This is a genomic window from Pseudomonas medicaginis (genome assembly GCF_965119365.1).
Classification (GTDB): domain Bacteria; phylum Pseudomonadota; class Gammaproteobacteria; order Pseudomonadales; family Pseudomonadaceae; genus Aquipseudomonas.
In genome coordinates, this window is the sequence record NZ_OZ221631.1 from 5,771,205 (window position 1) to 5,797,696 (window position 26,492).

22 protein-coding genes, 3 tRNA genes and 1 riboswitch are annotated in these 26,492 nt (G+C 60.6%); of the genes, 5 read left to right on the forward strand and 20 right to left on the reverse strand.

Annotated features, from left to right (window positions below; all coding sequences use genetic code 11):
• Positions 1-322: 322 nt before the first annotated feature.
• Entirely contained in the window at positions 323-826 is a 504-nt protein-coding gene (locus ACMTA2_RS25280) for a cell envelope protein SmpA (protein ID WP_413792259.1), read from the forward strand.
• A 40-nt stretch (positions 827-866) separates the two neighbouring features.
• Here ACMTA2_RS25280 and ACMTA2_RS25285 read toward each other — a convergent pair.
• The 7 genes from ACMTA2_RS25285 to ltaE form a co-directional block, all read right to left on the reverse strand.
• A tRNA-Arg gene (locus tag ACMTA2_RS25285) sits at positions 867-943 on the reverse strand.
• Positions 944-1,015: 72 nt separating this feature from the next.
• Positions 1,016-1,092, reverse strand: a tRNA-Arg gene (locus tag ACMTA2_RS25290).
• Positions 1,093-1,199: 107 nt separating this feature from the next.
• Positions 1,200-1,290, reverse strand: a tRNA-Ser gene (locus tag ACMTA2_RS25295).
• Positions 1,291-1,352: 62 nt separating this feature from the next.
• Complete coding sequence (gene csrA, locus ACMTA2_RS25300; RefSeq protein ID WP_003178872.1) at positions 1,353-1,541, reverse strand: carbon storage regulator CsrA; 189 nt, start codon at positions 1,539-1,541, stop codon at positions 1,353-1,355.
• A 183-nt stretch (positions 1,542-1,724) separates the two neighbouring features.
• Entirely contained in the window at positions 1,725-2,966 is a 1,242-nt protein-coding gene (locus ACMTA2_RS25305) for an aspartate kinase (protein WP_053124398.1), read from the reverse strand.
• 91 nt (positions 2,967-3,057) lie between these two features.
• Positions 3,058-5,679 (reverse strand): alanine--tRNA ligase, encoded by a 2,622-nt coding sequence (gene alaS / locus ACMTA2_RS25310; protein WP_413792260.1) that lies wholly within the window; start codon positions 5,677-5,679, stop codon positions 3,058-3,060.
• A gap of 146 nt (positions 5,680-5,825) precedes the next feature.
• On the reverse strand, positions 5,826-6,830 hold the full coding sequence (gene ltaE, locus ACMTA2_RS25315) for a low-specificity L-threonine aldolase (RefSeq protein WP_413792261.1): 1,005 nt from the start codon (positions 6,828-6,830) through the stop codon (positions 5,826-5,828).
• A 265-nt stretch (positions 6,831-7,095) separates the two neighbouring features.
• Positions 7,096-7,264: riboswitch (FMN riboswitch) on the forward strand.
• Positions 7,265-7,364: 100 nt separating this feature from the next.
• Between ltaE and ACMTA2_RS25320 the strand changes: the two genes are divergently transcribed.
• Positions 7,365-7,874, forward strand: a complete 510-nt coding sequence (locus ACMTA2_RS25320) for a 6,7-dimethyl-8-ribityllumazine synthase (protein WP_210640180.1) — start codon at positions 7,365-7,367, stop codon at positions 7,872-7,874.
• Between the two features lie 122 nt (positions 7,875-7,996).
• On the opposite strand, the gene astE is transcribed toward ACMTA2_RS25320, so the two are convergent.
• The 13 genes from astE to acs all read right to left on the reverse strand — a co-directional run bounded on the left by astE (position 7,997) and on the right by acs (position 23,492).
• Positions 7,997-9,004, reverse strand: coding sequence for a succinylglutamate desuccinylase (gene astE / locus ACMTA2_RS25325; RefSeq protein WP_413792262.1), 1,008 nt, complete (start codon positions 9,002-9,004; stop codon positions 7,997-7,999).
• Positions 9,005-9,016: 12 nt separating this feature from the next.
• A complete protein-coding gene (locus ACMTA2_RS25330) occupies positions 9,017-9,304 on the reverse strand; it encodes a topoisomerase II (RefSeq protein ID WP_413792263.1) in 288 nt (95 codons plus the stop codon).
• A 69-nt stretch (positions 9,305-9,373) separates the two neighbouring features.
• The gene (gene astB, locus ACMTA2_RS25335) at positions 9,374-10,720 is read right to left on the reverse strand and encodes an N-succinylarginine dihydrolase (protein WP_413792264.1); all 1,347 of its coding nucleotides are present in this window, start codon (positions 10,718-10,720) and stop codon (positions 9,374-9,376) included.
• Positions 10,721-10,852: 132 nt separating this feature from the next.
• Positions 10,853-12,322 carry a succinylglutamate-semialdehyde dehydrogenase gene (gene astD, locus ACMTA2_RS25340; RefSeq protein ID WP_413792265.1) on the reverse strand — a complete coding sequence of 490 codons (1,470 nt, stop codon included), beginning with the start codon at positions 12,320-12,322 and terminating at the stop codon, positions 10,853-10,855.
• On the reverse strand, positions 12,319-13,344 hold the full coding sequence (gene astA / locus ACMTA2_RS25345; protein ID WP_413792266.1) for an arginine N-succinyltransferase: 1,026 nt from the start codon (positions 13,342-13,344) through the stop codon (positions 12,319-12,321). The genes astD and astA overlap by 4 nt, the downstream gene beginning before the upstream one ends.
• Positions 13,345-13,387: 43 nt before the next feature.
• Positions 13,388-14,407, reverse strand: coding sequence for an arginine/ornithine succinyltransferase subunit alpha (gene aruF, locus ACMTA2_RS25350; protein WP_003178851.1), 1,020 nt, complete (start codon positions 14,405-14,407; stop codon positions 13,388-13,390).
• 236 nt (positions 14,408-14,643) lie between these two features.
• Entirely contained in the window at positions 14,644-15,864 is a 1,221-nt protein-coding gene (locus tag ACMTA2_RS25355) for an aspartate aminotransferase family protein (protein ID WP_214509497.1), read from the reverse strand.
• Positions 15,865-16,718: 854 nt separating this feature from the next.
• Positions 16,719-17,699: a GlxA family transcriptional regulator gene (locus ACMTA2_RS25360; RefSeq protein ID WP_413792267.1), complete on the reverse strand. Its 981-nt coding sequence runs from the start codon at positions 17,697-17,699 to the stop codon at positions 16,719-16,721.
• Positions 17,700-17,812: 113 nt separating this feature from the next.
• A complete protein-coding gene (locus ACMTA2_RS25365; RefSeq protein WP_053124413.1) occupies positions 17,813-18,577 on the reverse strand; it encodes an ABC transporter ATP-binding protein in 765 nt (254 codons plus the stop codon).
• Between the two features lie 56 nt (positions 18,578-18,633).
• On the reverse strand, positions 18,634-19,332 hold the full coding sequence (locus ACMTA2_RS25370) for an ABC transporter permease (protein WP_413792268.1): 699 nt from the start codon (positions 19,330-19,332) through the stop codon (positions 18,634-18,636).
• Positions 19,329-20,018, reverse strand: a complete 690-nt coding sequence (locus ACMTA2_RS25375) for an ABC transporter permease (protein WP_014339811.1) — start codon at positions 20,016-20,018, stop codon at positions 19,329-19,331. Before ACMTA2_RS25375 ends, ACMTA2_RS25370 begins: the two co-directional genes overlap by 4 nt.
• A gap of 90 nt (positions 20,019-20,108) precedes the next feature.
• Entirely contained in the window at positions 20,109-20,882 is a 774-nt protein-coding gene (locus ACMTA2_RS25380) for an ABC transporter substrate-binding protein (protein WP_047701101.1), read from the reverse strand.
• A 654-nt stretch (positions 20,883-21,536) separates the two neighbouring features.
• Complete coding sequence (acs, locus tag ACMTA2_RS25385) at positions 21,537-23,492, reverse strand: acetate--CoA ligase (protein ID WP_413792269.1); 1,956 nt, start codon at positions 23,490-23,492, stop codon at positions 21,537-21,539.
• A 595-nt stretch (positions 23,493-24,087) separates the two neighbouring features.
• On the opposite strand from acs, the gene ACMTA2_RS25390 reads away from it, so the two are divergent.
• From ACMTA2_RS25390 to ACMTA2_RS25400, 3 genes are all read left to right on the forward strand, one after another.
• A complete protein-coding gene (locus ACMTA2_RS25390) occupies positions 24,088-24,351 on the forward strand; it encodes a DUF2790 domain-containing protein (RefSeq protein WP_413792270.1) in 264 nt (87 codons plus the stop codon).
• A 29-nt stretch (positions 24,352-24,380) separates the two neighbouring features.
• The gene (locus ACMTA2_RS25395; RefSeq protein ID WP_413792271.1) at positions 24,381-24,596 is read left to right on the forward strand and encodes a hypothetical protein; all 216 of its coding nucleotides are present in this window, start codon (positions 24,381-24,383) and stop codon (positions 24,594-24,596) included.
• 489 nt (positions 24,597-25,085) lie between these two features.
• A complete protein-coding gene (locus tag ACMTA2_RS25400) occupies positions 25,086-26,333 on the forward strand; it encodes a ribonucleotide-diphosphate reductase subunit beta (protein WP_024776511.1) in 1,248 nt (415 codons plus the stop codon).
• Positions 26,334-26,492 lie beyond the last annotated feature (159 nt).

Here is a 26,492-nt window from a genome sequence, read left to right on the forward strand (position 1 = left end):
AGGCGAACTCCACTCCCAGCAGTGGAGCACGCCGGAAGGATCAATCAGTTAATTCATGATTGGCAAAACTAGATTTTGAGTAACTACTGGGTAAGTCCATGGAGATATTCCAAAGCCCCGGCGGGGCTGACGGGCGCAATCATACACCGCTTGACGCTTTAAAACGCTAAAAAATCATGGCAAGAACAAGCGCTTGCGAGACAAACCTGAACCCAGGCTGAACCTGCTCCTCTACGACGACTTATCCAGAAAAGAAAACACACGCGCGAGCAGGAATGCAGCGACTACCCTTCTCTCCTGCACCGTCAAGGAGGACGACCGGATGCCCGCCAGTTACTACCTGTTTCTGCTCGCCAGCCTGCCCTGCCTGCCTTTGTGGGCCGCGGGACAAACCGTGCATCGCTGCGAAAGCACCGCGGGGCATGTGACATTCACCACCCTGAGCTGCGGTCCGGGAGAAGCCCTGTCGCTGCAGCAGATCCATCCCTACACTCCAGGTTCGATCGAGTCGTCAACCGAAGCGATGCTGCCCGAGGCGGAGCGCTGGCAGACATCCGGCAACACAACCACACGCAAGGAACCGACCGTGGTTGGACAGCTCCAGGACCGCTGCGCAAACCTCATCGATGCCAGGCAACGCCGCGATGCCATCCTGGAACGACGAATCATCGCCGGTATGACCCAACAGGACGTCGAGAGCGCCCTGGGCAAGCCAGACTCAATCAAGATTCGGAATTCGAGCACACGGTATACCTACAAGGCGAAGAAAGGTCGCAGTGCCGAGGTCGTGTTCGATGAGAGGGGATGCGTGAAAGGCAAATCGTAGACAGCAAAAAGCCCGCGTTAAACGCGGGCTTTTTGGTGTTTGGTGCACTCGACAGGATTCGAACCTGTGACCGCTCGGTTCGTAGCCGAGTACTCTATCCAGCTGAGCTACGAGTGCAGGTTGTGGTTTTATACCAGATCACAACTGGTTGAAGCCAAGTTATTTGCATTACTGCAAACAACTCTTAAATGGTGCACTCGACAGGATTCGAACCTGTGACCGCTCGGTTCGTAGCCGAGTACTCTATCCAGCTGAGCTACGAGTGCATTTGTTGCCGCGCATTATAGGTCGTCAAATCCTTTTGTAAAGCGCTTTTTTCAGTAATTTCAATCACTTACTGATCAAGCCAGGTTTTGACGCACTAAACGAATAATGGCGGAGAACGGGGGATTCGAACCCCCGACACCCTTTTGAGGTGTACTCCCTTAGCAGGGGAGCGCCTTCGGCCACTCGGCCAGCTCTCCGCAACACGGGGCGTATATTAACCACCTTCATCCCCGTTTGCAAACATAAAAATCGATAAAAATTAATGGCTTGGTTCGTCGTCCTTCTCTTTCTTGATACGCAGGTAGATTTCCTCCCGGTGTACAGCAACCTCTTTCGGGGCGTTGACGCCGATACGCACTTGGTTTCCTTTGACGCCGAGCACGGTCACGGTGATTTCGCCATCGCCAATAATCAGGCTTTCTGCACACCGACGAGTCAGAATCAGCATACCTTTCTCCTCACGCAATTCACTTAAGGGACAACAGTCTGCAAAAAAAAGGCATTGGACCTACAACCGAAACGGTCGAAGCCTACAGGCCTAGTATTGACCAGCGCGGGCAAAAGAACAGTTTTGGGACGCGCCATTCAGAAAAACAAAGGGCGCGGTCCAGCCGCGCCCTCAGACAACGCCTTACTCGCCCTGTTGGACGGCAGCGTCGAGTTCGAAAGCCGTGTGCAGGGCGCGTACGGCCAGTTCCAGGTACTTCTCTTCGATCACCACGGAGACCTTGATTTCCGAGGTAGAGATCATCTGGATATTGATGCTTTCCTTGGCCAGGGATTCGAACATGCGACTGGCCACGCCTGCGTGGGAGCGCATGCCGACACCGACGATCGAAACCTTGGCGATCTTGGTATCGCCCACCACTTCCCGGGCGCCGATCTCGCCAGCGGTCTTTTTCAGGATCGCTTCGGCAGACTGGTAGTCGTTGCGGTGCACGGTGAAGGTGAAATCGGTGGTGTTATCGTGCGAGACGTTCTGCACGATCATGTCGACTTCGATGTTCGCGGCACTGATCGGGCCGAGAATCTTGAACGCCACGCCGGGGGTGTCTGGCACGCCACGGATGGTCAGCTTGGCTTCATCGCGGTTGAAAGCGATGCCGGAAATGATCGGCTGTTCCATGGATTCCTCTTCATCGATAGTAATGAGGGTGCCCGGACCCTCTTTGAAGCTGTGCAGAACGCGCAGCGGAACGTTGTATTTGCCGGCGAATTCAACCGCCCGGATCTGCAACACCTTCGAGCCGAGACTGGCCATCTCCAGCATTTCTTCGAACGTGATCTTGTCCAGGCGCTGAGCCACAGGCACGACCCGTGGGTCGGTGGTGTAGACGCCGTCCACATCGGTGTAGATCTGGCATTCGTCAGCCTTGAGAGCCGCTGCCAGCGCAACCCCGGTGGTATCGGAACCGCCACGGCCGAGGGTGGTGATGTTGCCCTGCTCGTCCACGCCCTGGAAACCGGCGACGACCACGACACGGCCAGCCTTCAGGTCGCCACGAATCTTCTGGTCATCGATTTGCAGGATACGCGCTTTGTTGTGCGCGCTGTCCGTCAGGATACGCACCTGGTTGCCGGTGTAGGACACCGCCGGCACACCACGCTTGATCAGCGCCATGGCCAGCAAGGCGATGGTCACCTGCTCGCCAGTGGAAACGATCACGTCCAGCTCACGGGGAACCGGTTGCTGGTCGCCGCTGATTTGCTTGGCCAGATCGATCAGACGGTTGGTCTCGCCGCTCATGGCCGACAGCACAACCACCAGGTCATCGCCCGCTTCACGGAATTTCTTAACCTTGTCGGCGACTTGTTCGATTCTCTCGACAGTGCCGACCGAGGTGCCTCCAAATTTCTGTACGATCAAAGCCATTTCAAAGCCGCCTCTGCCCATGAAGGGCGCCCAATAAATCACTCAAACAGCGGCTGGGCTCGTCACTAGACCACGAGCCCGCGACGCTGCCTTAAATACCCTGCTCTACGAATGCAACGGTCTGGGCCAGTGCCGCGTCCAGTGCGCCGACGTCGGTACCACCGCCTTGCGCCATGTCCGGACGACCACCGCCCTTGCCGCCCACTGCCGCAGCGGCTTGCTTCATCAAATCACCGGCTTTGAGTTGGCCAGTCAGGTCTTTGGTCACGCCTGCGACGAGAACGACCTTTTCCTCATGGACACTGCCGAGCAGGATCACTGCGCGGCCGAGTTTGTTTTTCAGTTGATCGACCAGCGCCAGCAGCGCCTTGCCATCCTGGCCGTCCAGACGCACGGCCAGCACTTTCACGCCCTTGACGTCCACGGCCTGGGCCGACAGATCGTCGCCCGCGGCGCTGGCGGCCTTGGCCTGCAACTGCTCGAGTTGCTTTTCCAGCAGGCGGTTGCGCTCCAGCACAGCCGACAGCTTGTCGATCAGGTTGTCGCGGCTGCCCTTGATCAGGGTTGCCGCTTCCTTGAGTTGTTCTTCGGCCGCGTTGAGGTACGCCAGGGCCGCAGCGCCGGTCACCGCTTCGATCCGGCGCACGCCGGAGGCCACGCCACCTTCGCTGATGATTTTCATCAGGCCGATGTCGCCGGTCCGGTTGGCGTGGATGCCACCGCACAGTTCAACGGAGAAGTCGCCCATGCTCAGCACGCGCACGCTGTCGCCGTACTTCTCACCGAACAACGCCATCGCGCCCTTGCGCTTGGCGGTCTCGATGTCGGTCTCTTCGGTTTCCACCGGGGAATTCTTGCGAATCTCGGCGTTGACGATCTCTTCCAGCGCCTTGAGCTGCTCAGGCTTGATGGCTTCGAAATGGCTGAAGTCAAAGCGCAGGCGCTGACTGTCCACCAACGAGCCCTTCTGCTGGACATGCTCGCCCAGCACCTGGCGCAACGCCGCGTGCAGCAAGTGCGTGGCCGAGTGGTTCAACGATGTGGCATGGCGAACCTCGGCATCGACATGGGCGGCGACCGGAGCGGCAATCATCAGGCTGCCCGACACCAGCACACCGTGGTGCAGGAAGGCGCCGCCGGTCTTGGTGGTGTCACGCACGTCGAAGCGCGAGCTGCCCGCCTGCAGGTAACCACTGTCGCCGATCTGACCGCCGGATTCGGCGTAGAACGGGGTCTTGTCCAGCACGATCACGCCTTCCTGGCCTTCGCTCAGGATGTCGACCGATTGCCCATCCTTATAGATGGCAACGATCTTGGCCGAACCGGTGGTGCCGGCATAACCGGTGAACTCGGTGGCCACGTCAACCTTGACCAGGCTGTTGTAGTCCATGCCGAAAGAGCTGGCCGAACGCGCGCGCACCCGCTGGGCTTCCATCTCGCGCTCGAACCCTTCTTCGTCGAGGGTCAGGTTGCGTTCGCGAGCGATGTCGCCGGTCAGGTCCATCGGGAAACCATAGGTGTCGTACAGCTTGAACACCACGTCGCCCGGGACCACGTTGCCCTTGAGTTCGGCCAGGTCCTGCTCGAGGATCTTCAGGCCTTGCTCCAGGGTCTTGGCGAATTGCTCCTCTTCAGCCTTGAGCACGCGCTCGATATGCGCCTGCTGGGACTTGAGTTCCGGGAAGGCATCGCCCATCTCGGCCGCCAGGGCCGCGACGATCTGATAGAAGAAGCTGCCCTTGGCGCCCAGCTTGTTGCCGTGACGGCAGGCGCGACGGATGATCCGGCGCAGCACATAGCCGCGACCTTCGTTGGAAGGCAGCACGCCGTCGGCAATCAGGAAGCCGCAGGAGCGGATGTGGTCGGCCACCACTTTCAGCGAAGCCTGGTTGTCGTTGGTGCAACCGATGGCCTTGGCCGACGCGCTCAACAAGCTCTGGAACAGGTCGATTTCGTAGTTGGAATGGACGTGTTGCAACACCGCGCTGATCCGCTCCAGCCCCATGCCGGTGTCCACCGACGGTGCTGGCAACGGATGCAACACGCCATCGGCGGTGCGATTGAACTGCATGAACACGTTGTTCCAGATCTCGATGTAGCGGTCGCCGTCTTCTTCCGGCGAGCCGGGCGGGCCACCCCAGATGTCGGCGCCGTGATCGTAGAAAATCTCGGTGCAAGGGCCGCAGGGGCCGGTGTCGCCCATGGTCCAGAAGTTATCGGAGGCGTAAGGCGCGCCTTTGTTGTCGCCGATACGCACCATGCGCTCTGCCGGGACTCCGACCTCCTTGGTCCAGATGTCATAGGCTTCGTCGTCGCTGGCATAGACCGTCACCCAAAGCTTTTCCTTGGGCAGGTTCAGCCACTTGTCGGACGTCAGGAAGGTCCAGGCGAAGGTGATGGCGTCACGCTTGAAATAGTCACCAAAGCTGAAGTTACCCAGCATTTCGAAGAAGGTGTGGTGACGTGCGGTATAGCCGACGTTTTCCAGGTCGTTGTGCTTGCCGCCGGCGCGCACGCACTTCTGGCTGCTCACCGCACGGGTGTAGGCACGTTTTTCCTGGCCCAGGAAGCAGTCCTTGAACTGGTTCATCCCCGCGTTGGTGAACAGCAGGGTCGGGTCGTTGCCCGGAATCAAAGAGCTGGAGGCTACTCGGGTGTGGCCTTGCTCTTCGAAGAAGCGAAGGAAGGCTTCACGGATTTCTGCGCTTTTCATTAGGTTCTTCCACGGAGGCTGCGGCCAAAGGCCTGTGCAAAACGTCAACAGACGAAGCAACGGCAAAGGGCCGCATTATATCGGCCCTGCGCGTGGGGTACAGCGTGTTTATGCGATAGAAACTGTCAATTGCCCCGGTTGTCGGGTCATTGGCGGGAAAATTCGACGAAAGCGGCGATCACCTGGTCGATTTGCGCCGCGCTCACGTCCATGTGCGTCACCATTCGCAGGCGTGGCGCCGCGCTGAGCTTGACGCCCCGCTCATCGGCAAATGCCTTGATCGCCTCGGCCCGCTCGCCCATTTGCACGTAGACCATGTTGGTTTGCACCGGCTCGACCTCGTAGCCCGCTGCACGCAAGCCCTCGGCAAGCCGCTGGGCATTGGCGTGGTCATCGGCCAGGCGCTGGACGTGATGCTCCAAGGCATACAGCCCCGCCGCCGCGAGAATCCCGGCCTGACGCATGCCGCCACCAACCATCTTGCGCAACCGGCGGGCCTTGCCGATCAGCTCGACGCTGCCGCATAGCACCGAGCCCACCGGAGCGCCAAGCCCCTTGGACAGGCACACCGACACCGAATCGAAATGTTGCGTGATTTGCCGGGCATCGACATTCAGCTTGACCGCGGCGTTGTACAACCGCGCCCCGTCCAGATGCAGGGCCAGGCCATGTTCCCGGGTGAAGCGCCGGGCCCGGGCCAAGTATTCCAAGGGTAGCACCTTGCCCTGCATGGTGTTTTCCAGGGCCAGCAGGCGGGTGCGAGCAAAGTGGAAATCATCGGGCTTGATTGCCGCGGCGACGTGCGCCAGGTCCAGGGAACCATCCTCCTGTACTTCGAGGGGTTGAGGCTGGATCGAGCCGAGTACCGCCGCACCGCCACCTTCGTACTTGTAGGTATGGGCCTGCTGTCCAACGACGTATTCATCGCCGCGCTCGCAGTGGGCCATCAACCCCAACAGGTTGCTCATGGTACCCGTGGGCACGAACAGCGCGGCTGCAAAGCCCAGGCGCGCGGCCAGTTCCGCTTCGAGACGATTGACGGTCGGGTCTTCGCCATACACATCGTCGCCGGTCGGTGCGCTGGCCATGGCATCCAGCATGCCGGCGGTAGGTTGGGTGACCGTATCGCTGCGAAGATCGATAACACTCATGAATCTGGCCTCGGGTTCTGGTGGGGGAATTCCCTTTCGAAGGGCAATTACTGCGGGCAGGGGCAGGAATAATCAACCCTGCCCCCAGGAAAACACCACCTGTACCTGAAGATTAATCAAAACACTCCTGTGGGAGCGAGCTTGCTCGCGATGGCGGTAGTGCATCCAGCATCAACGCAAGCTGAACTACCGCTATCGCGAGCAAGCTCGCTCCCATAGTAGGTTATGTGTTAAAAATCCTCCGCGGCCAAAAACCATGGCGGCAAAACGTTCTCAGGGCGGGGTGTAATTCCCCACCGGCGGTAATTGCACGCAACGTGCATAGCCCGCGAGCGCTTGGTGGTGCACCGCTTTTTGGGGTGTAGCGACAAGGTCAGCAGACCCGGTGTGATTCCGGGGCCGACGGTCATAGTCCGGATGAAGAGAGAACGGGATTGATACCCAAGGGCCGACTGCGACTGTCCGTGCGCGGCGTACCCTCGAATCCCCTTCGATTCATGACGCCCTGTTTCTCACACAAACAGGAACCAGAAGATGCAACCCACTGCAATCGACAGCAAAAGCAAAAGTCATCCGGGCGAGCGCGTCGCGTTCATCCAGGCCTGCTGGCACAAGGAAATCGTCGACCAGAGCCGTAAAGGCTTCGTCGCCGAAATGATCGTCCAGGGCTATCAGGAAAGCGATATCGACTTCTTCGAAGTCGGCGGTGCCTTCGAGATTCCGCTGCACGCCAAGCTGCTGGCCAAGTCAGGCCGCTATGCCGGCATCGTCGCCGCCGGCCTGGTGGTCGATGGCGGTATCTACCGCCACGAGTTCGTCGCCCAATCGGTGATCAGCGGCCTGATGCAGGTCCAGTTGGAAACCGAAGTGCCGGTGTTCTCGGTCGTGCTCACACCGCATCACTTCCATGCAGGGGAAGAACATCAGAAGTTCTTCTTCGAGCACTTCGTGCACAAGGGCCAGGAAGCGGCGAAGACCTGCGCCGATACCTTGCACAAGACCCGGGCGTTGCGCCGTAGTGAACAGCGGGCGGTGGCGGTCTAAAGACCGCTAAAAAACCTGTGGGAGCGAGCTTGCTCGCGATAGCGGTCTGTCAGTTACATCAAGGTTGGATGTACTGCCGCTATCGCGAGCAAGCTCGCTCCCACAATAGTTCCGTGTGGGTTTTAGATCAGGTTTTCGTCGGTCGCCGGCACAATCAGAATGCCAGCCCGCAAGCCATTCTTGACCTTGGGGTTCGGAAAGATGATCCGGGCGCCCTCTTCTTCGATCACCCAGCGGGTCTGGGCGATGTCTTCGGCCAGCACGTAGCCTTTCCCCAATTCCGAGAAGTTCTCGATGTCCGCCGGCAGGTTCAGGCGGAAGCTGTCGCTGTGCTTGATGATTTCCCGGGCCACGCTGAATAGCTGGAGGCCGTCGAGCCCTTCATCCAGCTCCGGTTCGTTGCCTTCGATGATCTGTTGCAGGCGGGTTTCCAGCAAACTGACGTTGACCCCGTCGTTCTGCCCGAATGGCCGGGCCTTGCCCAGTTCCAGGGTGAAGGACTCGGCGCCGAGCTGATCGTAGGTGTAGGCACTGAACACGATGGACGGTTTGTTCTGCAGCAATACCGCCTCCATGCCCGCCGCACGCAGGCGCGCCAGTTCTCGGCGTGAATGGGCGCGACCTTCCTGCCATGGGTACAAGGCAAACTGCTCGATCTTCGAGCCGCGGATGGCTGTGTGCAGGTCGTAATGCAAGCGGCTGCGCTCCGGCCGACTGAAGAAACTGGCGGCCAGCCGCTCCAACTCGCAGGCCCTCAGCGCTTCAGGACCGCCGCTCAGCTCATGGCGGCCATTGAACAGGCGGTTGACGTCCTGTTCGACGAAACGCTCGCCGCGCCGGATGGCCTCGGGGTTGCCGAACAGGAACAGTATGCGTGCCCGCGGTTTCAGATCACCACGGGCAATGTCGTGCAGCAAGCGATCGAGCAATTCGATCGGCGCGGTTTCGTTGCCGTGGATACCGGCCGACAGCAGCAGGTCCAGGCCGTTATCCCGTGCATCAGGCGGCTTGACCTCCAGCGCGCCCTCGCTCAACCAGCGCATCCGTACGCCTTCGACAGTCAGTTGAGTCTTCTCCGCCGGTTCACGGCCGGCGAGGGTCAGTTCAAGCAGTTTGCCGAGGGCGAGCATAGCGCGGTTTCCTTAATGGTCGTGGCCGCAATCCGGGCCATGGACATGGTCATCGTCGTCGACGTCCGCCGGTTCCATCTCCAGTTGCAGGCTGACCAGATTGGTCGCCAATGGACGCAACAACAGGTTGGCGTATTCCTCGTCCCCTTCCTCGACATCGACGCCGATCAGCAACTGACCGCGGCCATCCTGCTGGATCCACAGTTCCTTGCCTTGCCACATCACCGCGACGCGGGTGCAGGAGGTTTCCAGTTGGGTGCCGTCGGTGTCTTCAAGGATCAGCTGCAGGGTATCGCTCATGTCTTTACATTCTCGTCTGGGGATAAGGCAACGCGCCCTGCTTTGACTGTAGTCAGGTCGCGCGCGCTTTCAATTGATCTGGAAAGGATAAACCGCGCCAAGTTTAAGGATTTGTGTCAGCTCATCCAGTGCCGCACGGCATTCGAGCAGCAACTGGGGGTCTGCCAGATCATTTTCGGTCATGCGGTCGCGGTAGTGCCGCTCGACCCATTGGGTCAGCGAATCGTACAACGGCGCGGTCATGATAACCCCTGGATTGACGGCCGCCAGCTCAGTTTCATTGAGGGCCACGCGCAACCTCAGGCAAGCCGGGCCACCACCGTTCTGCATGCTTTGCTTGAGGTCGAAGACCTTCACTTCGCGAATCACCCCGCCAGTGCCCGTCAGGCCCTGTAGGTATTGCCAGACACGTTCGTTGCTACGGCACTCTTCCGGCACGATCAAGAGCATCGAACCGTCGGGACGCGACAGCAACTGGCTATTGAACAGGTAGGAACGTACCGCATCATCGACGGTGACCGCCGAACGCGGTACGCACACCGACTGGAATTTCCCACCGACCTTGGCGAGTTTGCTGCTCAATTCGGCCAGCATCTTGTCGGTCTCGAGAAACGCGTCTTCGTGATAGAACAGCACTTCGCCATTGCCCACCGCGATCACATCGTTGTGGAACACACCCTGGTCGATCACCGATGGGTTCTGTTGAGCGTACACCACGCCCTCCTCCCTCAGCCCGTGCAGGCGGGCAACAGCCTGGGAAGCTTCCAGGGTCTGGCGCGCCGGGTATTTCTGCGGCGCAGGATAGCGGGTGTCAAAAGCGCTGCGGCCGAACACGAAGAACTCGACACCAGCCTCACCGTAGGCGCGGCAGAAACGGGTGTGGTTGGCCGCGCCTTCGTCGCCGAACTGCGCCACCGCCGGCAAGGCGGCGTGATGGGCAAAGTGTTGCGGGTTGGCGAACATCGCCCCCAGCACGCGACTGGTGGTCGGGTGCTCGATGCTGCGGTGGTATTTGCAGTTGAGGTTGGCGGCGGTGAAATGCACGCGACCATCGGCGGTGTCGGCACTCGGGCTGACCGTGGCGGCGTTGGCCACCCACATGCTGGAAGCCGAGCAACTGGCAACCAGCAACGGCATCGCTTCTTTCGCGGCCTGCTGGATGACCTGGGCATCGGTGCCGGCAAAGCCCAGCCGGCGCAGGGCGGCCACGTCCGGACGCTCCTGCGGCGCCAGCACACCTTGCTGGAAGCCCATGTCCATCAGCGCCTTCATCTTCGCCAGGCCCTGCAACGCCGCTTCCTTGGGGTTGGAGGACTGCTGGCTGTTGCTCTGGGACGCAACGTTACCGTACGAGAGCCCGCCGTAGTTATGGGTCGGCCCCACTAGACCGTCAAAGTTGACTTCATAGGATTTCATCAGCGAGGCTCCACGAGAATCTGTTTTTTTATAGGCATCAAATAACAACCGCGGCGCGGCTATCGCGAGCAAGCTCGCTCCCACAGGGTCTTGCACTGTCCTTGTGGGAGCGAGCTTACTCGCGATCGTGGCTCACACCATTCTCACGCCGGGGGTCAGGGCAGCCGGCATGACAAGGCTCGGGGTCTCCAGGGACGCCACCGGATACGCGCAATAATCGGCCGCGTAATAAGCACTGGCGCGATGGTTGCCCGAGGCACCCACGCCGCCGAACGGCGCGCTGCTGGCGGCACCGGTCAGCTGTTTGTTCCAGTTGACGATACCGGCGCGGCTTTGCAGCCAGAACTGCTGGTAACGCTCCTGGGAATCGGACAGCAACCCGGCGGCCAGGCCATATTGAGTATTGTTGGCCTCGGTGATTGCCGCTGCGAAATCTTTGTAGCGGATCACTTGCAGCAACGGCCCGAACAGCTCTTCATCTGGCCGCTCGGCCACGGCCGTCACGTCCAGGATACCCGGCGTCAGCAATGCGGCCTGGGCCTGCGGCTGGGTCATGGCCAACAGCGGCACGGCGCCTTTGCCCAGCAAATGGTTTTGCGCATCCATCAGCGCCTTCGCCGCACCCAGGGAAATCACCGAGCCCATGAACGGTGCCGGTTGCTGGTCGAAGGCACCGACTTCGAGGGTCGAACTGACCGCCACCAGGCGCGCCAGCAAGGCATCGCCCCAGGCGCCTTCCGGCACCAGCAGACGGCGTGCACAGGTGCAACGCTGCCCGGCGGAAATGAAGGCGGATTGGATGATGGTGTAGACCGCCGCGTCGACGTCCGCCACCTCATCCACCACCAGCGGGTTATTGCCGCCCATTTCCAGCGCGAGGATCTTGTCCGGGCGCCCGGAAAATTGTTGGTGCAACAGATTGCCGGTGCGGCTGGAGCCCGTGAAGAACAGCCCGTCGATACCCGGGTTCGCCGCCAGGGCGATACCGGTTTCCCGCGCCCCTTGCAGCAGGTTCAACACCCCCGCCGGCAGACCGGCTTCGACCCAGCACTTGACCGTCAGCTCGGCGACTTTCGGCGTCAGCTCGCTCGGCTTGAACAGCACGCTGTTACCGGCCAGCAGCGCTGGCACGATGTGGCCGTTGGGCAAGTGACCGGGGAAGTTGTACGGGCCGAACACCGCCACCACGCCGTGGGGCTTGTGGCGCAACACGGCGGTGGCATCGCCCAGGGGGCCGCTCTTCTCGCCGGTTCGCTCGCGGTAGCTCTGCACCGAGATGGCGACTTTGTTGACCATGCTGATCACCTCGGTCGCCGCTTCCCACAACGGCTTGCCGGTTTCCTCACCGATGCACCGGGCGAGTTCGTCCGCGTGGTTCTTCAGAGCCGCGGCAAAGGCTTCCAGCACCTGGATACGCTCGTCCAGCGAGCGCCGTGCCCAATCCGGGAAGGCCTGGCGCGCGGCCTGCACCGCCGACTCCACCTGCGCCGCCGTGGCGCCGTTGCCCGACCACAACAGGTGTTGGGTCACTGGGTTCAACGATTCAAAGAGGTCGCCCTGGCCTTCCAGCCAGCTACCGGCGATGTACAACGATTTCATCATTTCGGCTCCCGGGCAGCAGACAACGCGACAGCGCGCACCTGATCGCCGGCGTTGAGTTGAAGACGCTTGGCGGTCAGCGGATCGACCACCAGTGTGCCAGCGGCGAAGCGCGCCGGTGCAGCGGTAATGCGGCAGTCTTCGCGCTTGCGGTTATGGATGAGGAACGGCGTGGCGTCATCGCCCGGCGTGCCGATGGCCAGCACCAGCGCCTGGCTGTCGCGAATCGCGCGGATCTTGCCGGTTTCGCACTCCACCGCCGGGCCGGCGTCGAAGATGTCTACATAACCCTGGTAGCTGAAACCTTCGCTCTTGAGCATCGACAAGGCCGGCTCGGTGTCCGGATGAACCTGACCGATCACGGCCCGGGCATCTTCGGACAAGAAACAGGTGTACAGCGGGAACTTGGGCATCAGTTCAGCGATGAACGCCTTGTTGCCCACGCCGGTCAGATAATCGGCCTGGCTGAATTCCATCTTGAAGAAGTGCCGGCCCAGGCTTTCCCAGAACGGCGAACGCCCCATGTCGTCGGACATGCCGCGCATCTCGGCGATGATCTTGTTGCCGAACAGCTGTGGGAATTCGGCGATGAACAACAGCCGCGCCTTGGCCAACATCCGGCCATTGAGGCCACTGCGGTAGTCGGCGTGGAGAAATAGCGAGCACAGCTCGGAATTGCCGGTCAGGTCGTTGGCCAGGAACAGGGTCGGGATCTCCCGATAGATGTTCAACTCCTGGGAAGCGCTGACCGTCAGGCCGACCCTGAAGTTGTACCAAGGCTCACGCAGCCCCACGGCACCGGCGATGGCAGAAATGCCCACCACGCGACCGTCGTCGTCTTCGAGCACAAACAGGTAGTCCGCATCACCGCGCCCGGCTTCGCCGCGAAAGGTCTTCTCGGCCCAGCCGACCCGATGGGCCAGGCGCTCTTCGTTGGCCGGCAAGGTGGTCAGGCCGGTACCGGTACTACGGGCCAGGGCGATCAGAGCGGGTAAGTCACTGCTGCGTACGGGACGAACGATCATGCTATCTCCTCAAACGGGTCGCTTGCGCCACCCGCGAAACTCATTAAACCGCCACCAGGCGTACGCTGGCACCTTCGCCAACGCCCAGGGCCTCGGCCGCTTCCATGTCCAGCGTCACAGGCTTGCCCGGCGCGTAGTCCAGCTCCAGCAACACGGCGCGGTAATCCTGCAATTGGGCATTGGCCACCAGGTATTGCCGGCCGGCGCCCTTGACGGGTTCGCCAATCTTGACCGGCACCACACGGCTCTGGGCAATCGAACGGATGCCCGAGACGCGGGCATGCAGGGTCGGGCCACCGTCGAAGATGTCGATGTAGTGATCGGTCTCGAAACCCTCGCGCATCAGGATGTCGAAGGTGATCTGTGCCCGTGGATGCACCTGCCCCATGGCTTCCTGGGCAGCGTCCGGCAACAGCGGCACGTAGATCGGGTAATGGGGCATCAGCTCGGCGAGGAAGGTACGGCTTTTCAGCCCGCACAAGCGCTCGGCGGCGGCGTAGTTGAGGTCGAAGAAGTTTCGCCCGATGGCGTCCCAGAACGGCGAGTCGCCATTCTCATCGCTGTAGCCGACGATCTCGGTCACCACCGAATCGGCGAACCGCTCCGGATGGCTGGCGACGAACAGCAGCCGCCCGCGCGAGTTGAGTTCCGACCATGGCGAGCCCACCAGCTCGGGCACCACGTAGAAACTGGTGAGCAGGCTGTTGCCGGTCAAGTCGTGGCACTGGGAAAGCACGTGGATCTTGTTGTGGATCTTCAGCTCACGGGAGGCGTGAACGAAGGTCTCGTTGCGAAAGCTGTAGAAGGGCTCGGAATAACCGGCCGACGCGACGATGGCCGAACAGCCCGCCAGCTTGCCGGTCGCGGTGTCTTCAAGCACGAAAAAATAACTCTCTTCGCCGTTGAAGCTGACTTCGGCGGCAAACGAGGCTTCGCTTGCGGCGATCTTGTCGCTCAGGCGTTCCACGTCATCCGGCAAGGAAGTGACACCTATCGGACTGTCCGCAGCCAGGCGCTGTACCTCGCCCAGATCAGCCATTTGCGCGGGGCGCATCACCAGCATGGTGTCACTCCTTAACTTGAAATAAACGGTTCGACCATGGGGTCGATACACAGAAAAAAACTAAACGAACACGCGGGTCTGCATTGCATCTGCGGCGGTCTGCGATTCTTCAGCCGCTGCAAGACTCCTGTGGGAGCGAGCTTGCTCGCGATAGCGGTGTGTCAGACAACATGGATGCTGGCTCGTCCGACGCCATCGCGAGCAAGCTCGCTCCCACAAGGGGTCCGGCTTCAGCCTCAGGCTTGCGTCAGCTTCGCCGCGGCCCGCTCGAAGCGGTCCAGGCCTTCGTCGATATCGGCGTCTTCCACCACCAGGCTCGGAGCAAAGCGAATCACGTCCGGGCCGGCCTGCAGGATCATCAGGCCTTCCTGTTCGGCGGCGTTGAAGATGTCCTTGGCCTTGCCTTTCCAGGCGTCGTTCAGCACGCAACCGATCAGCAGGCCCAGGCCACGCACCTGGGTGAACAGGCCGTACTTCTCGCCGATCTGCTCCAGGCGCGCCTTGAACTTGTGATGCTTGGCTTTGACACCCGCGAGCACTTCAGGGGTATTGACCACGTCGATCACCGCTTCGGCCACCGCGCAGGCCAGCGGGTTGCCGCCGTAGGTGGTGCCGTGGGTACCGACGACCAGGTGCTTGGCCAGCGCTTCGGTGGTGAGCATCGCGGCAATCGGGAAACCACCGCCCAGGCTCTTGGCACTGGTGAGAATGTCCGGGACCACGCCGTAGTGCATGTAGGCGAACAGATGACCGCTGCGGCCCATGCCGGTCTGCACTTCGTCGAACACCAGCAGCGCGTCGTGGGCATCGCACAGGTCGCGGGCGCCTTGCAGGTAGGCCTGCTCGGCCGGCAGCACACCGCCCTCGCCCTGGATCGGTTCCAGCACCACGGCGCAGGTCTTGTCCGAAATGGCGGCTTTCAACGCGGCCAGGTCGTTGTAAGGAACGTGGGTGATGCCGGTAATTTTAGGCCCGAACCCATCGGAGTACTTCGACTGCCCGCCGACGTTGACGGTGAACAGGGTGCGACCGTGGAAGCTATTGAGTGCGGCGATGATTTCGTACTTCTCGCTGCCGAAACGATCGAACGCAACGCGACGGGCCAGCTTGAAGGCGGCCTCGTTGGCTTCGGCGCCGGAGTTGCAGAAGAACGCGCGCTCGGCAAAGGTCGCGTTGACCAGTTTGTGAGCCAGGCGCAGGGCCGGTTCGTTGGTGAAGACGTTGGACACGTGCCACAGCTTGTTGGCCTGTTCGGTCAGTGCACCGACCAGCGCCGGGTGGGCATGGCCCAGTACGTTGACTGCAATACCGCCAGCAAAATCGATCAACTCGCGACCGGATTGGTCCCATACGCGGGAACCGGCGCCACGCACAGGTATGAAGGCAGCAGGCGCATAGTTGGGAACCATAACCTGGTCGAAATCGGCGCGTTGTACCGCGGCTTGCTCAACGGACATCGGAGTCTCCTGATGAGGAACACCCGCCTGGAACTGGCGGGCTTGGTAAGGATTGTAAGGACAGTTTTCAGCCCGGCCTTGCCGCCAAGCGACAACTTCTTATAGCGCCAACCCACGTTTTTCGCGGGTTTACGGCAATGCGACAAATAGCGTCGCAAAGGCGCAGTTTAAACGTTGCCAAGGGATTTGAGGCGCTTGCATCCACATTTCCGCTGCCAGACACAACTGGAACCTGAGAGGCGTTATCTGTGGCGAGGGGATTTATCCCCGCTGGGCTGCGAAGCCGCCTCAAAAAGGCTCGATGTGAAAGTCTGGTGAACCGAGGTGGCAGGGATATGAAGGGTTGCTGCGCAACCCAACGGGGATAAATCCCCTCGCCACAGGGTGTTGTGTCAACCCTGGCCTCGGGGTGTTGTGTCTGTTCTGGCCACAGGTGTTGTGCCTGCCCTGGCCTCAGGTGTTGTGTCTGTCCTGGCCTCGGGATGTTGTGTCTGCCCTGGCCTCAGGTGTTGTGTCTGCCCTGGCCTCAGGTGTTGTGTCTGTCCTGGCCTCGGGATGTTGTGTCTGCCCTGGCCTCAGGTGTTGTGTCTGCCCTGGCCTCAGGTGTTGTGTCTGTCCTGGCCTCGGGATGTTGTGTCTGCCCTGGCCACAAGTGTTGCGCCTGCCCTGGCCACAGATGTTGGTCTGCCCTGGCCACAAGTGTTGCGCCTGCCCTGGCCACAGATGTTGGTCTGCCCTGGCCACAAGTGTTGCGCCTGCCCTGGCCACAGATGTTGGTCTGCCCTGGCCACAAGTGTTGCGCCTGCCCTGGCCACAGATGTTGGTCTGCCCTGGCCTCAGGTGTTGTGCCTGTCCTAGCCGCGCTCGGACGGTACCGAAGAGAGTTCGAACGGACTGCTGCTGCGTCGCTGATTGCGATCTTCCCGCGGCGTGGCGCCGAAGAAGTTGCGGTAGGCGCTGGAGAAGTGTGGTCCCGAGGAGAAACCGCAGGACAGGCCGATCTGGATGATGGATTTGCTGGTCTGCATCAGCATCTGCCGGGCCTTGTTCAGGCGCAGTTCCAGGTAATACTGGCTGGGCACGCGGTTGAGGTATTGCTTGAAGATTCGCTCCAACTGCCGACGGGATACGCACACATGCTGGGCGATTTCGTCGGTGGTCAGTGGCTCCTCGATGTTGGCTTCCATCAGCAGCACCGCCTGAGTGAGCTTTGGATGGCTGGAGCCAAGGCGGTTCTGCAACGGGATGCGCTGGCGCTCGCCGCCCTCGCGAATGCGCTCGACCACCAACTCTTCCGACACCGCGCCGGCCAGTTCCGCGCCGTGATCCCGCGCCAGGACCGCCAGCAACAGGTCCAGCACCGACATGCCGCCACACGCGCTCAGCCGATCGCGGTCCCAGTCAAACAGATGGCTGGTGGCGATGACCTTGGGGAAGCGCTCAGAGAAGTCATCCTGCCAACGCCAGTGCACAGCAGCACGGTAACCATCAAGCAACCCCAATTGCGCCAAGGGGTAGACACCCGCGGACAAGCCGCCGATCACACACCCGGCGCGCACCAGTTGCTTGAGGGCACTGCTCAGGGGCGAGGCCAGCGCGGTCGGCGGCTCATCGGCCAGCAGGAACAGCTTCTGGAAACCCTCCAGCTTGCCGGCCCAGGGTTCGCCCGGCAGTTGCCAGGCGCCATCGGCCGGCGGCTCGGCCTGCAGGAACGACAGCTCGTAGACCACATCCGGATGCACCCGCTGGGCGACACGCAAGGCGTCCTCGGCCAGCGCCAGCGTCAAGGCTCTAGTGCTGGGCCAAATCAGGAAACCTATTCGATGGGCAGTCATGGCGGGCAATCCGAAGCGAAAACAGTGTTAAAGCCAAAAGCGGCTGCAACCAAATTAGACCATCTGGCGCGCGGTGCGCAGCATGACCCAAATCAGGCGCGTAACGGGAGCGTTTACTTGAGGCTGCCCGAAAGAAATTGTTGCAAGCGCTCCGATTGCGGATTCACCAGCACTTCGCGCGGGTTGCCGCTTTCTTCGACGATGCCTTTGTGCAGGAACACCAACTGGTTCGACACTTCGCGGGCAAAGCCCATTTCGTGGGTCACCACCACCATGGTCCGGCCTTCCAGGGCCAGGGCCTGCATCACCTTGAGCACATCGCCCACCAGCTCCGGGTCCAGCGCCGAGGTCGGCTCGTCGAACAGCATCACCTCAGGCTCCATCGCCAGGGCACGGGCAATCGCCACGCGCTGCTGCTCACCGCCGGACATATGGCCCGGGTAGGCGTCCTTGCGATGGGCCACACCGACCTTGTTCAGGTAGTGCTCGGCTTTCTCCCGCGCTTCGGCCTTGGCCACGCCCAGTACATGCACGGGCGCCTCCATGATGTTCTCCAGCGCGGTCATGTGGGACCACAGGTTGAAATGCTGGAACACCATCGACAGTCGCGAACGCATGCGCTGAAGTTGCTTGGGGTCCGCGGCCTTCATGGCACCGTCCTTGCCCGCCACCAGCTTCAGCTCTTCGTTGTTGAGCAGGATCTTGCCGGCATGGGGTTGCTCGAGCAGGTTGATGCAACGCAAAAACGTACTCTTGCCGGAGCCACTGGAGCCGATGATGCTGATCACATCGCCAGCGGCGGCTTTCAGGGACACGCCCTTGAGCACTTCGTGACTGCCATAGCGTTTATGCAGGTCTTGGACTTCAAGCTTGTACATGCGGTCGGTTCTCACAAAACGTCAGTCGTTGAGCAGTCGATCGGATCGATGCGTTATCAGTGCTTGCGCGGGGCCAGGTAACCCAGCCAGCGGCGCTCGGCCAGTTTGAACAGGCGCACCAGGATGAAGGTCAGGCACAGGTAGAAAACGCCGGCCGTGATGTAGGCCTCGAACGGCAGGTAATACTGCGCATTCACCGTACGCGCGGCCCCGGTGATGTCGATCAGGGTCACGATGGACGCCAGGCTGGTGGTCTGCAACATCATGATCACTTCGTTGCTGTATTGCGGCAGCGCCCGGCGCAGGGCCGACGGCAGCAGGATCCGGCGATACAACGTGAAGCGCGACATGCCCATGGCCTTGGCCGCTTCGATCTCACCGTTGGGCGTGGCCCGCAGGCTGCCAGCGATGATTTCGGCGGTGTAGGCGCTGGTGTTGATGGCAAACGCCAGGCACGCACAGAACGTCGCGCTGGACAGCCACGGCCAGAGGAAGCTTTCGCGCACGACCGCGAACTGCGCCAACCCGTAGTAGATCAGGAACAGTTGCACCAGCATCGGCGTGCCGCGAATCACGTAGGTGTAGAGCCAGGCCGTCATGTTGACCACCGGCTGCTTGGACACCCGCATCAGCCCCAGGGGCAACGCCGCCAGCAGGCCGAAGAACAGCGACAGGGCCAACAATTTGAGGGTGGTCAGCAAGCCACTGAAATACAGCGGCAAGGCCTCATAGATGACGTTGTAGTCGAAGATCATAGATCAGCCGCCCTTACGCCTACCGAGTAGCGCTTCTCAAGGTGACGCAACGCCAGCAACGAGACACTGGTGATCACCAGGTACATCGCCGCCACTGCGAGGAAGAACGTGAAAGGCTCGCGAGTGGCATCCGCCGCCTGCTTGGCCTTGAACATCATGTCTTGCAGGCCCACCACGGAAATCAGCGCCGTGGCCTTGGTCAATACCAGCCAATTGTTGGTGAAGCCAGGGATCGCCAGGCGGATCATTTGCGGCACCAGCACCCGGAAGAACACCTGGAACCCGTTCATGCCATAGGCCATGCCTGCCTCGGCCTGCCCCTTGGGGATCGCCATGAATGCACCGCGAAAGGTTTCCGACAGGTAGGCACCGAAGATGAAGCCCAGGGTGCCGATACCGGCCGCCAGCGGGTTCAGGTCGATGTAGTCGTCATAGCCGAGCATCGGCGCCACGCGGTTGAGCAGGTCCTGGCCGCCGTAGAAAATCAGCAGGATCAGTACCAGGTCAGGAATGCCACGAATGACCGTGGAATACAGGTCGCCCAGCCACGCCAGCCAGCGCACCGGAGAAAGGCGCAACGCAACGCCGATCAACCCCAGGACGATGGCCAGGGCCATGGACGACAAGGCGAGCTCAAGCGTCAACCATGCGCCGTCGAGGATGACAGCCCCGTAGCCTTTCAACATGATTCAGGTCCTCGAAAGTGGGATGAAAAAATGGCGCAAACCGCAGAGATCCTGTTGCTTGCGCCATTTCGCACGAGTGGCGGGACGTCGTTACTTGCCGTAGATGTCGAACGCGAAGTATTTGTCCTGGATCTGTTTGTATTTGCCATTCTCGCGAATGGCGGCGATCGCACCGTTGATCTTGTCCTTCAGGGCGTCGCCCTTGCGAACCGCGATCCCTACGCCGTCGCCGAAGTACTTGACGTCGGTGAAGGCCGGGCCGACGAACGCGAAGCCCTTGCCGGCGTCGGTCTTGAGGAAGCCGTCATCCAACAGCGTAGCGTCTGCCACGGTGCCGTCGAGGCGGCCGGCGGAGACGTCCAGGTAGATTTCGTTCTGCGAACCGTACGGCTTGATCTCGGCACCCAGCGGAGCCAGAACCTCACGGGCGAAACGCTCGTGGATCGAACCACGCTGCACGCCAATGTTCTTGCCCTTGAGCTCGGTCAGGCCGTCGCTGACCTGGGTACCGGCCTTCATGACCAGGCGAGCCGGGGTGTTGTAGTACTTGTTGGTGAAATCAACGGATTTCTTGCGGTCTTCGGTGATCGACATGGACGACAGGATCGCGTCGATCTTGCGCACCTTCAGCGCCGGGATCAGGCCGTCGAACTCTTGCTCGACCCACACGCACTTGACCTTCATCTCTTCGCACAGCGCATTGCCGATGTCGTAGTCGAAACCGACGATGCTGCCATCCGGGGCTTTCGAGGCGAACGGAGGGTAAGCCGCTTCGATACCAATCTTCAGGGGCTTCTCATCAGCGAAAGTCGGCAGGGACAGCACGGACAGTGCCAGGGCGCCAAGCAGCACAAGTTTCTTCATCTTGGGACTCCATCGGTAAAGGGCAAAAACGGCAGAGTGAGCAACAGCCCAATATGCGAATGGGTGAAACGAATTCCGGTGCTGCGTCCTAGGAAGCGAACGTTTTATTCAACGCACGCCTCGACGAGCGAGTGATCGGCATTCTAACGACAGGCCCGAAGCCGATATTTCTTCAATGCGACAACAAATTACAGAAGCACCGAGAAAGCTGTTCGAGCACATTGACAGCTCCGCAAAATCATGCAAGAGCAAAAGAAGGGAAACCGATCTATGCTGCAAATTGCGGGCCCATTATTCGCAAACCCTTCTAATCCGGCAAGCACAGCGTGTCGGCTAATTTCTGGAGACGCCCGGAAGCGCCCTGTCTCGGGGCGTGCCGTTTCACATCGCCCCGTTGTGGCGCCTTTGGTTACACATTTCGAAACACCGGTAACGCTCAGGAAGGTCTGAGAGTGAAGGTCGATATTTATTCGCAGCAAAGCCCCACACAAAACCTGTGGCGAGGGGATTTATCCCCGCTGGGCTGCGCAGCAGCCCCTATGCAAACCCCTCGGTGTGGCAGGTTATCCCCTGCCCACAAAGGCCGTACGACGAGCATAAAAAAGCCCCGCCCGGCAAACGCCGGGCGGGGCTTTTCGGTGCTGCAGACTGCCGTCAGGCGACGTTCATGGTCTTGTGCGTCTCGATCAGGTGAGCCACCACACCCGGGTCGGCCAGGGTGGAGATATCACCCAACCCGTCGTACTCAGCCGTGGCGATCTTGCGCAGGATGCGGCGCATGATCTTGCCGGAGCGGGTTTTCGGCAGCCCTGGCGCCCACTGGATCACATCCGGTGAAGCAATCGGGCCGATCTCCTTGCGCACCCAGTTCTTCAGCTCCAGGCGCAGGGCCTCGCTGGTTTCTTCGCCGGCATTGAGGGTGACGTAGACATAGATGCCCTGCCCCTTGATGTCGTGCGGCACACCCACCACCGCCGCTTCGGCGACTTTCGGGTGGGCGACCATGGCGCTTTCGATTTCGGCGGTGCCCATGCGGTGGCCGGACACGTTGAGCACGTCATCCACGCGACCGGTGATCCAGTAGTAGCCGTCCTCGTCGCGACGGGCGCCGTCACCGGTGAAGTACATGCCGCTGAAGGTCTTGAAGTAGGTGTCGACGAAACGGTCGTGGTCGCCGTACAGGGTACGGGCCTGGCCTGGCCACGAATCGAGGATTACCAGGTTGCCTTCGGCGGCGCCTTCGATCAGGTTGCCGAGGTTGTCCACCAACGCCGGCACCACACCGAAGAACGGACGCGTGGCCGAGCCCGGCTTCAACGCCGTAGCGCCTGGCAGCGGGCTGATCAACACGCCACCGGTTTCGGTCTGCCACCAGGTGTCGACGATCGGGCAACGCTCCTTGCCGACATTCTTGTAGTACCAGTCCCACGCTTCCGGGTTGATCGGCTCACCCACCGAACCCAACAGGCGCAGGCTGCTGCCATCGGCGCCTTCGACGGCGGCGGTGCCCGACGCCATCATCGCGCGGATCGCGGTCGGCGCGGTGTAGAGGATGCTGACCTTGTGCTTGTCGACAACCTTGGCCACCCGGGTGATGTCCGGGTAGTTCGGCACGCCTTCGAACAGCAGCGTGGTCGCGCCGTTGGCCAGCGGGCCATAGACGATATAGCTGTGGCCAGTGACCCAACCCACGTCGGCGGTGCACCAGTAGACCTCGCCCGGCTTGTAGTCGAACACCCGCTCATGGGTCAGGGCCGCATACAGCAAGTAGCCGGCCGTGGTGTGCTGCACGCCCTTGGGCTTGCCGGTGGAGCCGGAGGTGTAGAGGATGAACAGCGCTTCCTCGGCGCCCATCTCCTTCGGCGCGCAAACGGTGCCGGCCACCTTCATCAGGTCTTCGTACCAGATGTCACGGTGCTGGTTCCACTTGATGCCACCACCGGTGCGCTTGCACACGATGACCTTCTGGATGCTGCTGGTTTCCGGGTTGGTCAACGCATCATCGACGTTGGCCTTGAGGGGGATCTTCTTGCCGGCGCGAATGCCTTCGTCGGCGGTGATCACCACCTTGGATTTGCAGTCGATGATTCGGCCGGCCAGTGCTTCGGGGGAGAAACCGCCGAACACCACCGAGTGAATCGCACCGATCCGGGCGCAGGCCAGCATCGCGACCACAGCTTCAGGGATCATCGGCATGTAGATGGTCACCACGTCGCCGCGGTGCACGTCCTGGCCGCGCAGGGCGTTGGCGAACTTGCAGACTTCTTCGTGCAGCTCGCGGTAGGTGATGTTGCGGCTCTCGGACGGGTCATCGCCCTCCCAGATAATCGCCACTTGATCGCCGCGCTCGGCCAAGTGACGGTCGAGGCAGTTGTAGGAAACGTTCAGGGTGCCGTCGGCGAACCACTTGATGTCCACATGGTGATCGTCGAAGGACGTCTGCTTCACCGTGGTGAAAGGCTTGATCCAATCGAGGCGCTTGGCCTGCTCGCGCCAGAAGCCGTCCGGGTTGACCACCGACTGCTGGTACATGGCCTTGTAGGTCGCCTCGTCAGTCAGCGTATTGGCCGCAACCTCGGGACGAACGGGATACACAGAAGCCGCACTCATCTTTCTTACCTCGGTGAATAGTTGTTTTTGTATGGTCCCGTTGTAGCCCGGGGCGGGCCTATAGAACCATTCGACGATGGTAGTAACAAGTCCCTACAAAATGTCGGTACTAACGTGCAAGCACTGCCGGCAGGCCTTTCCCTGCGGGAACCGAACCTGTGGGAATCTAACCTGTGGGAGCCGAGCTTGCTCGCGATGGCGGTATGTCAGTCAACATCAACGCTTGATGTAACGCCGCCTTCGCGAGCAAGCCCGCTCCCACAGTTGAATGTCAGTGGACACCTATTTTGTGTCCAACCCAGATCCTCCGTGGGAGCGGGCTTGCTCGCGAAGGCGGCGGTAGATCCAACACAAATGCAACAGACAGCCAGCGCTTCCTACGACGATTATTACCAGATCAACCAACAGTGTTTATCAAAACCGAGTCTGTTTACCCCCACCCCCACCTTCTAAAATCCACCTCGCCAACCGGCAAACACGATTGACGCAACACAGCCCCCACGAAGGCCGTTAATCAAACTTCCAATACCTGCTCCACACGCAACCCCAAAAAGGTTGCGTGACCCCACTCGACCTCAGAAAAGGTGAAATACAGATGAAAGCTTTATGGGTTCTGGTCCTCGGCAGCCTCTGCGCCACGGCGATGGCGGATGAGGCCCCGACCGATGTCGCACAGCAAACACCCGCCATCGAGGAATACACCTACTCCACCCACCTGGACATCGCCAAAGTCATCTCCATGAGCGAAATCCCGAACGTCTGCGAAGTGGTCCCGGCGAAGATGGAATACGACGACTCCAAGGGCCAACGCCACATCCTGCGCTACAGCGTCATGGGCAACGGTTGCTCCAACGGCTGATCAACGTCATCGAACCAGGAACAATCACCATGAAAAGCAAACTGATCCTCGCCCTGGCCCTGTCCGTGCTGGCCACCCAGACCTTCGCCGCCGACGGTTTTGATCGCACCGGCGCTGCTGCCGCGCTCAAGCGTCACGACCTGACGGATTCGGCCACGATCGCCACTGACGCTCACGACAGCGCAAACCCGGCAACCGTCGCCACGGACAATCGCGATCACACTGATTCGGCCCATACCGATTGATCATTATTGGCAATTTCCATGGCCCGATTTCGATCGGGCCAGGTTGTGTCTGGAACCACCGAAAACCCTCCATAAACACAACATGTAGTGCAAAACCGCAAAAATCGCTGGTTTTTTGATCAAAAAAATCCGCGATCCGCTTCATGCAAAAAAAATCTTGAGCGGCCAAAGCCTTGTAAACCCTCGCTCCCACGCGGATATGCCACCCACCGCCCCTTCTGTGAGCTATTTCGCCGCACCACGTAGGCAAAAAAGTCCTTATAATGCCGCCTTAAACGGGCCTGCAATATTCCCTTACAGGGGATCACGCCAGCTTGGAGCCCACGCAGAGGCCAATGGCCTCCTCGCGTTCACAGCCGCTCCGGAATGACCCGTACATTTTTCTGTTTATTGCCTGCGTCAGCTGCTGCAACAAACGATTTTTCAAGATCCACCGCGGCCAGTAGGCCTTCATCGGGCATCTGGCCCTCACGCAGGAGACGACACGTCATGCTGAGCTGGGACGAATTCGACAAAGAAGACGGCGAAGTTGCCGTAAAAGGCGCCAACGCCGGCCACGCTTCTGAAGCCAACATGGACCGCCTCGACAGCGCCGGCGGTGCCGCCGCCCTCGAAGCCCGCGCCGTGACGGCCAGCGACTCGGCCGCGATCATTCGCGCCAAGGCCGCCCTCGACAAACTCGACGTCGCCGAAGGCCTCGCCGAACTCGAAGGCGCCTCCGCCCGTGTCGCCGTCGATGAAAAGCGCATGATCAACTGCCGCGCCGACCTCAACCAGCTCGTGCCGTTCAAATACGACTGGGCCTGGCAGAAGTACCTGGACGGCTGCGCAAACCACTGGATGCCGCAAGAAGTCAACATGACCGCCGACATCGCCCTCTGGAAAAACCCGGAAGGCCTGACCGACGACGAGCGCCGCATCGTGATGCGCAACCTGGGCTTCTTCTCCACCGCCGACTCCCTGGTTGCCAACAACCTGGTCCTGGCCGTGTACCGCCTGATCACCAACCCGGAGTGCCGCCAGTACATCCTGCGCCAGGCCTTCGAAGAGGCGATCCACACCCACGCCTACCAGTACTGCATCGAATCGCTGGCCATGGATGAAGGCGAAATCTTCAACATGTACCACGAGATCCCATCGGTCGCGAAAAAAGCCGCCTGGGGCCTGAAATACACCCGTTCGATCTCCGATCCGAAGTTCGAAACCGGCACCCCGGAAACCGACAAAGAGCTGCTGCGCAACCTGATCGCTTACTACTGCGTCCTGGAAGGCATCTTCTTCTACTGCGGCTTCACCCAGATCCTCTCCATGGGCCGCCGCAACAAAATGACCGGCGTCGCCGAGCAGTTCCAGTACATCCTGCGCGACGAATCCATGCACCTGAACTTCGGCATCGACGTGATCAACCAGATCAAGATCGAAAACCCGCACCTGTGGGATGCCGAGATGAAGGAAGAAGCGACCCAGATGATCCTGCAGGGTACGCAACTGGAGATCGAATACGCCCGCGACACCATGCCTCGCGGCGTGTTGGGCATGAACGCGGCGATGATGGAGGACTACCTCAAGTTCATCGCTAACCGTCGCCTGTCGCAGATTGGTCTGAAAGAAGAGTATCCAGGCACGACTAACCCGTTCCCTTGGATGAGCGAGATCATGGACTTGAAGAAAGAGAAAAACTTCTTTGAGACGCGAGTGATTGAGTATCAGACGGGTGGGGCTTTGAGCTGGGATTGATTTCGAACGATCCTAAGCAGAACCCGCCGAGTTACTTGGCGAGCGCTTAACTAAAAACCCCGTAAAAACGGGGTTTTTTGTGCCCCGCAGAATCAGCCGTGTTTAGCTTCAGGGCAAGCTGGTGATGACCACCTCGTCGCCACGCCATACACGTTCAGC

What these genes read in the sequence shown, in the direction of transcription:
- astB (WP_413792264.1), bottom strand. Translation starts at nt 10,720, where the DNA reads ATGAAATCCTATGAAGTCAACTTTGACGGTCTAGTGGGGCCGACCCAT.
- ACMTA2_RS25370 (WP_413792268.1), bottom strand. Translation starts at nt 19,332, where the DNA reads ATGATCTTCGACTACAACGTCATCTATGAGGCCTTGCCGCTGTATTTC.
- ACMTA2_RS25360 (WP_413792267.1), bottom strand. Translation starts at nt 17,699, where the DNA reads ATGACTGCCCATCGAATAGGTTTCCTGATTTGGCCCAGCACTAGAGCC.
- aruF (WP_003178851.1), bottom strand. Translation starts at nt 14,407, where the DNA reads ATGCTGGTGATGCGCCCCGCGCAAATGGCTGATCTGGGCGAGGTACAG.
- ACMTA2_RS25400 (WP_024776511.1), top strand. Translation starts at nt 25,086, where the DNA reads ATGCTGAGCTGGGACGAATTCGACAAAGAAGACGGCGAAGTTGCCGTA.
- acs (WP_413792269.1), bottom strand. Translation starts at nt 23,492, where the DNA reads ATGAGTGCGGCTTCTGTGTATCCCGTTCGTCCCGAGGTTGCGGCCAAT.
- ACMTA2_RS25305 (WP_053124398.1), bottom strand. Translation starts at nt 2,966, where the DNA reads ATGGCTTTGATCGTACAGAAATTTGGAGGCACCTCGGTCGGCACTGTC.
- ACMTA2_RS25320 (WP_210640180.1), top strand. Translation starts at nt 7,365, where the DNA reads ATGCAACCCACTGCAATCGACAGCAAAAGCAAAAGTCATCCGGGCGAG.
- ACMTA2_RS25355 (WP_214509497.1), bottom strand. Translation starts at nt 15,864, where the DNA reads ATGTCCGTTGAGCAAGCCGCGGTACAACGCGCCGATTTCGACCAGGTT.
- ACMTA2_RS25330 (WP_413792263.1), bottom strand. Translation starts at nt 9,304, where the DNA reads ATGAGCGATACCCTGCAGCTGATCCTTGAAGACACCGACGGCACCCAA.
- ACMTA2_RS25395 (WP_413792271.1), top strand. Translation starts at nt 24,381, where the DNA reads ATGAAAAGCAAACTGATCCTCGCCCTGGCCCTGTCCGTGCTGGCCACC.
- astE (WP_413792262.1), bottom strand. Translation starts at nt 9,004, where the DNA reads ATGCTCGCCCTCGGCAAACTGCTTGAACTGACCCTCGCCGGCCGTGAA.
- ACMTA2_RS25375 (WP_014339811.1), bottom strand. Translation starts at nt 20,018, where the DNA reads ATGTTGAAAGGCTACGGGGCTGTCATCCTCGACGGCGCATGGTTGACG.
- ACMTA2_RS25380 (WP_047701101.1), bottom strand. Translation starts at nt 20,882, where the DNA reads ATGAAGAAACTTGTGCTGCTTGGCGCCCTGGCACTGTCCGTGCTGTCC.
- csrA (WP_003178872.1), bottom strand. Translation starts at nt 1,541, where the DNA reads ATGCTGATTCTGACTCGTCGGTGTGCAGAAAGCCTGATTATTGGCGAT.
- ACMTA2_RS25390 (WP_413792270.1), top strand. Translation starts at nt 24,088, where the DNA reads ATGAAAGCTTTATGGGTTCTGGTCCTCGGCAGCCTCTGCGCCACGGCG.
- astD (WP_413792265.1), bottom strand. Translation starts at nt 12,322, where the DNA reads ATGATGAAATCGTTGTACATCGCCGGTAGCTGGCTGGAAGGCCAGGGC.
- ltaE (WP_413792261.1), bottom strand. Translation starts at nt 6,830, where the DNA reads ATGAGTGTTATCGATCTTCGCAGCGATACGGTCACCCAACCTACCGCC.
- ACMTA2_RS25280 (WP_413792259.1), top strand. Translation starts at nt 323, where the DNA reads ATGCCCGCCAGTTACTACCTGTTTCTGCTCGCCAGCCTGCCCTGCCTG.
- astA (WP_413792266.1), bottom strand. Translation starts at nt 13,344, where the DNA reads ATGATCGTTCGTCCCGTACGCAGCAGTGACTTACCCGCTCTGATCGCC.
- alaS (WP_413792260.1), bottom strand. Translation starts at nt 5,679, where the DNA reads ATGAAAAGCGCAGAAATCCGTGAAGCCTTCCTTCGCTTCTTCGAAGAG.
- ACMTA2_RS25365 (WP_053124413.1), bottom strand. Translation starts at nt 18,577, where the DNA reads ATGTACAAGCTTGAAGTCCAAGACCTGCATAAACGCTATGGCAGTCAC.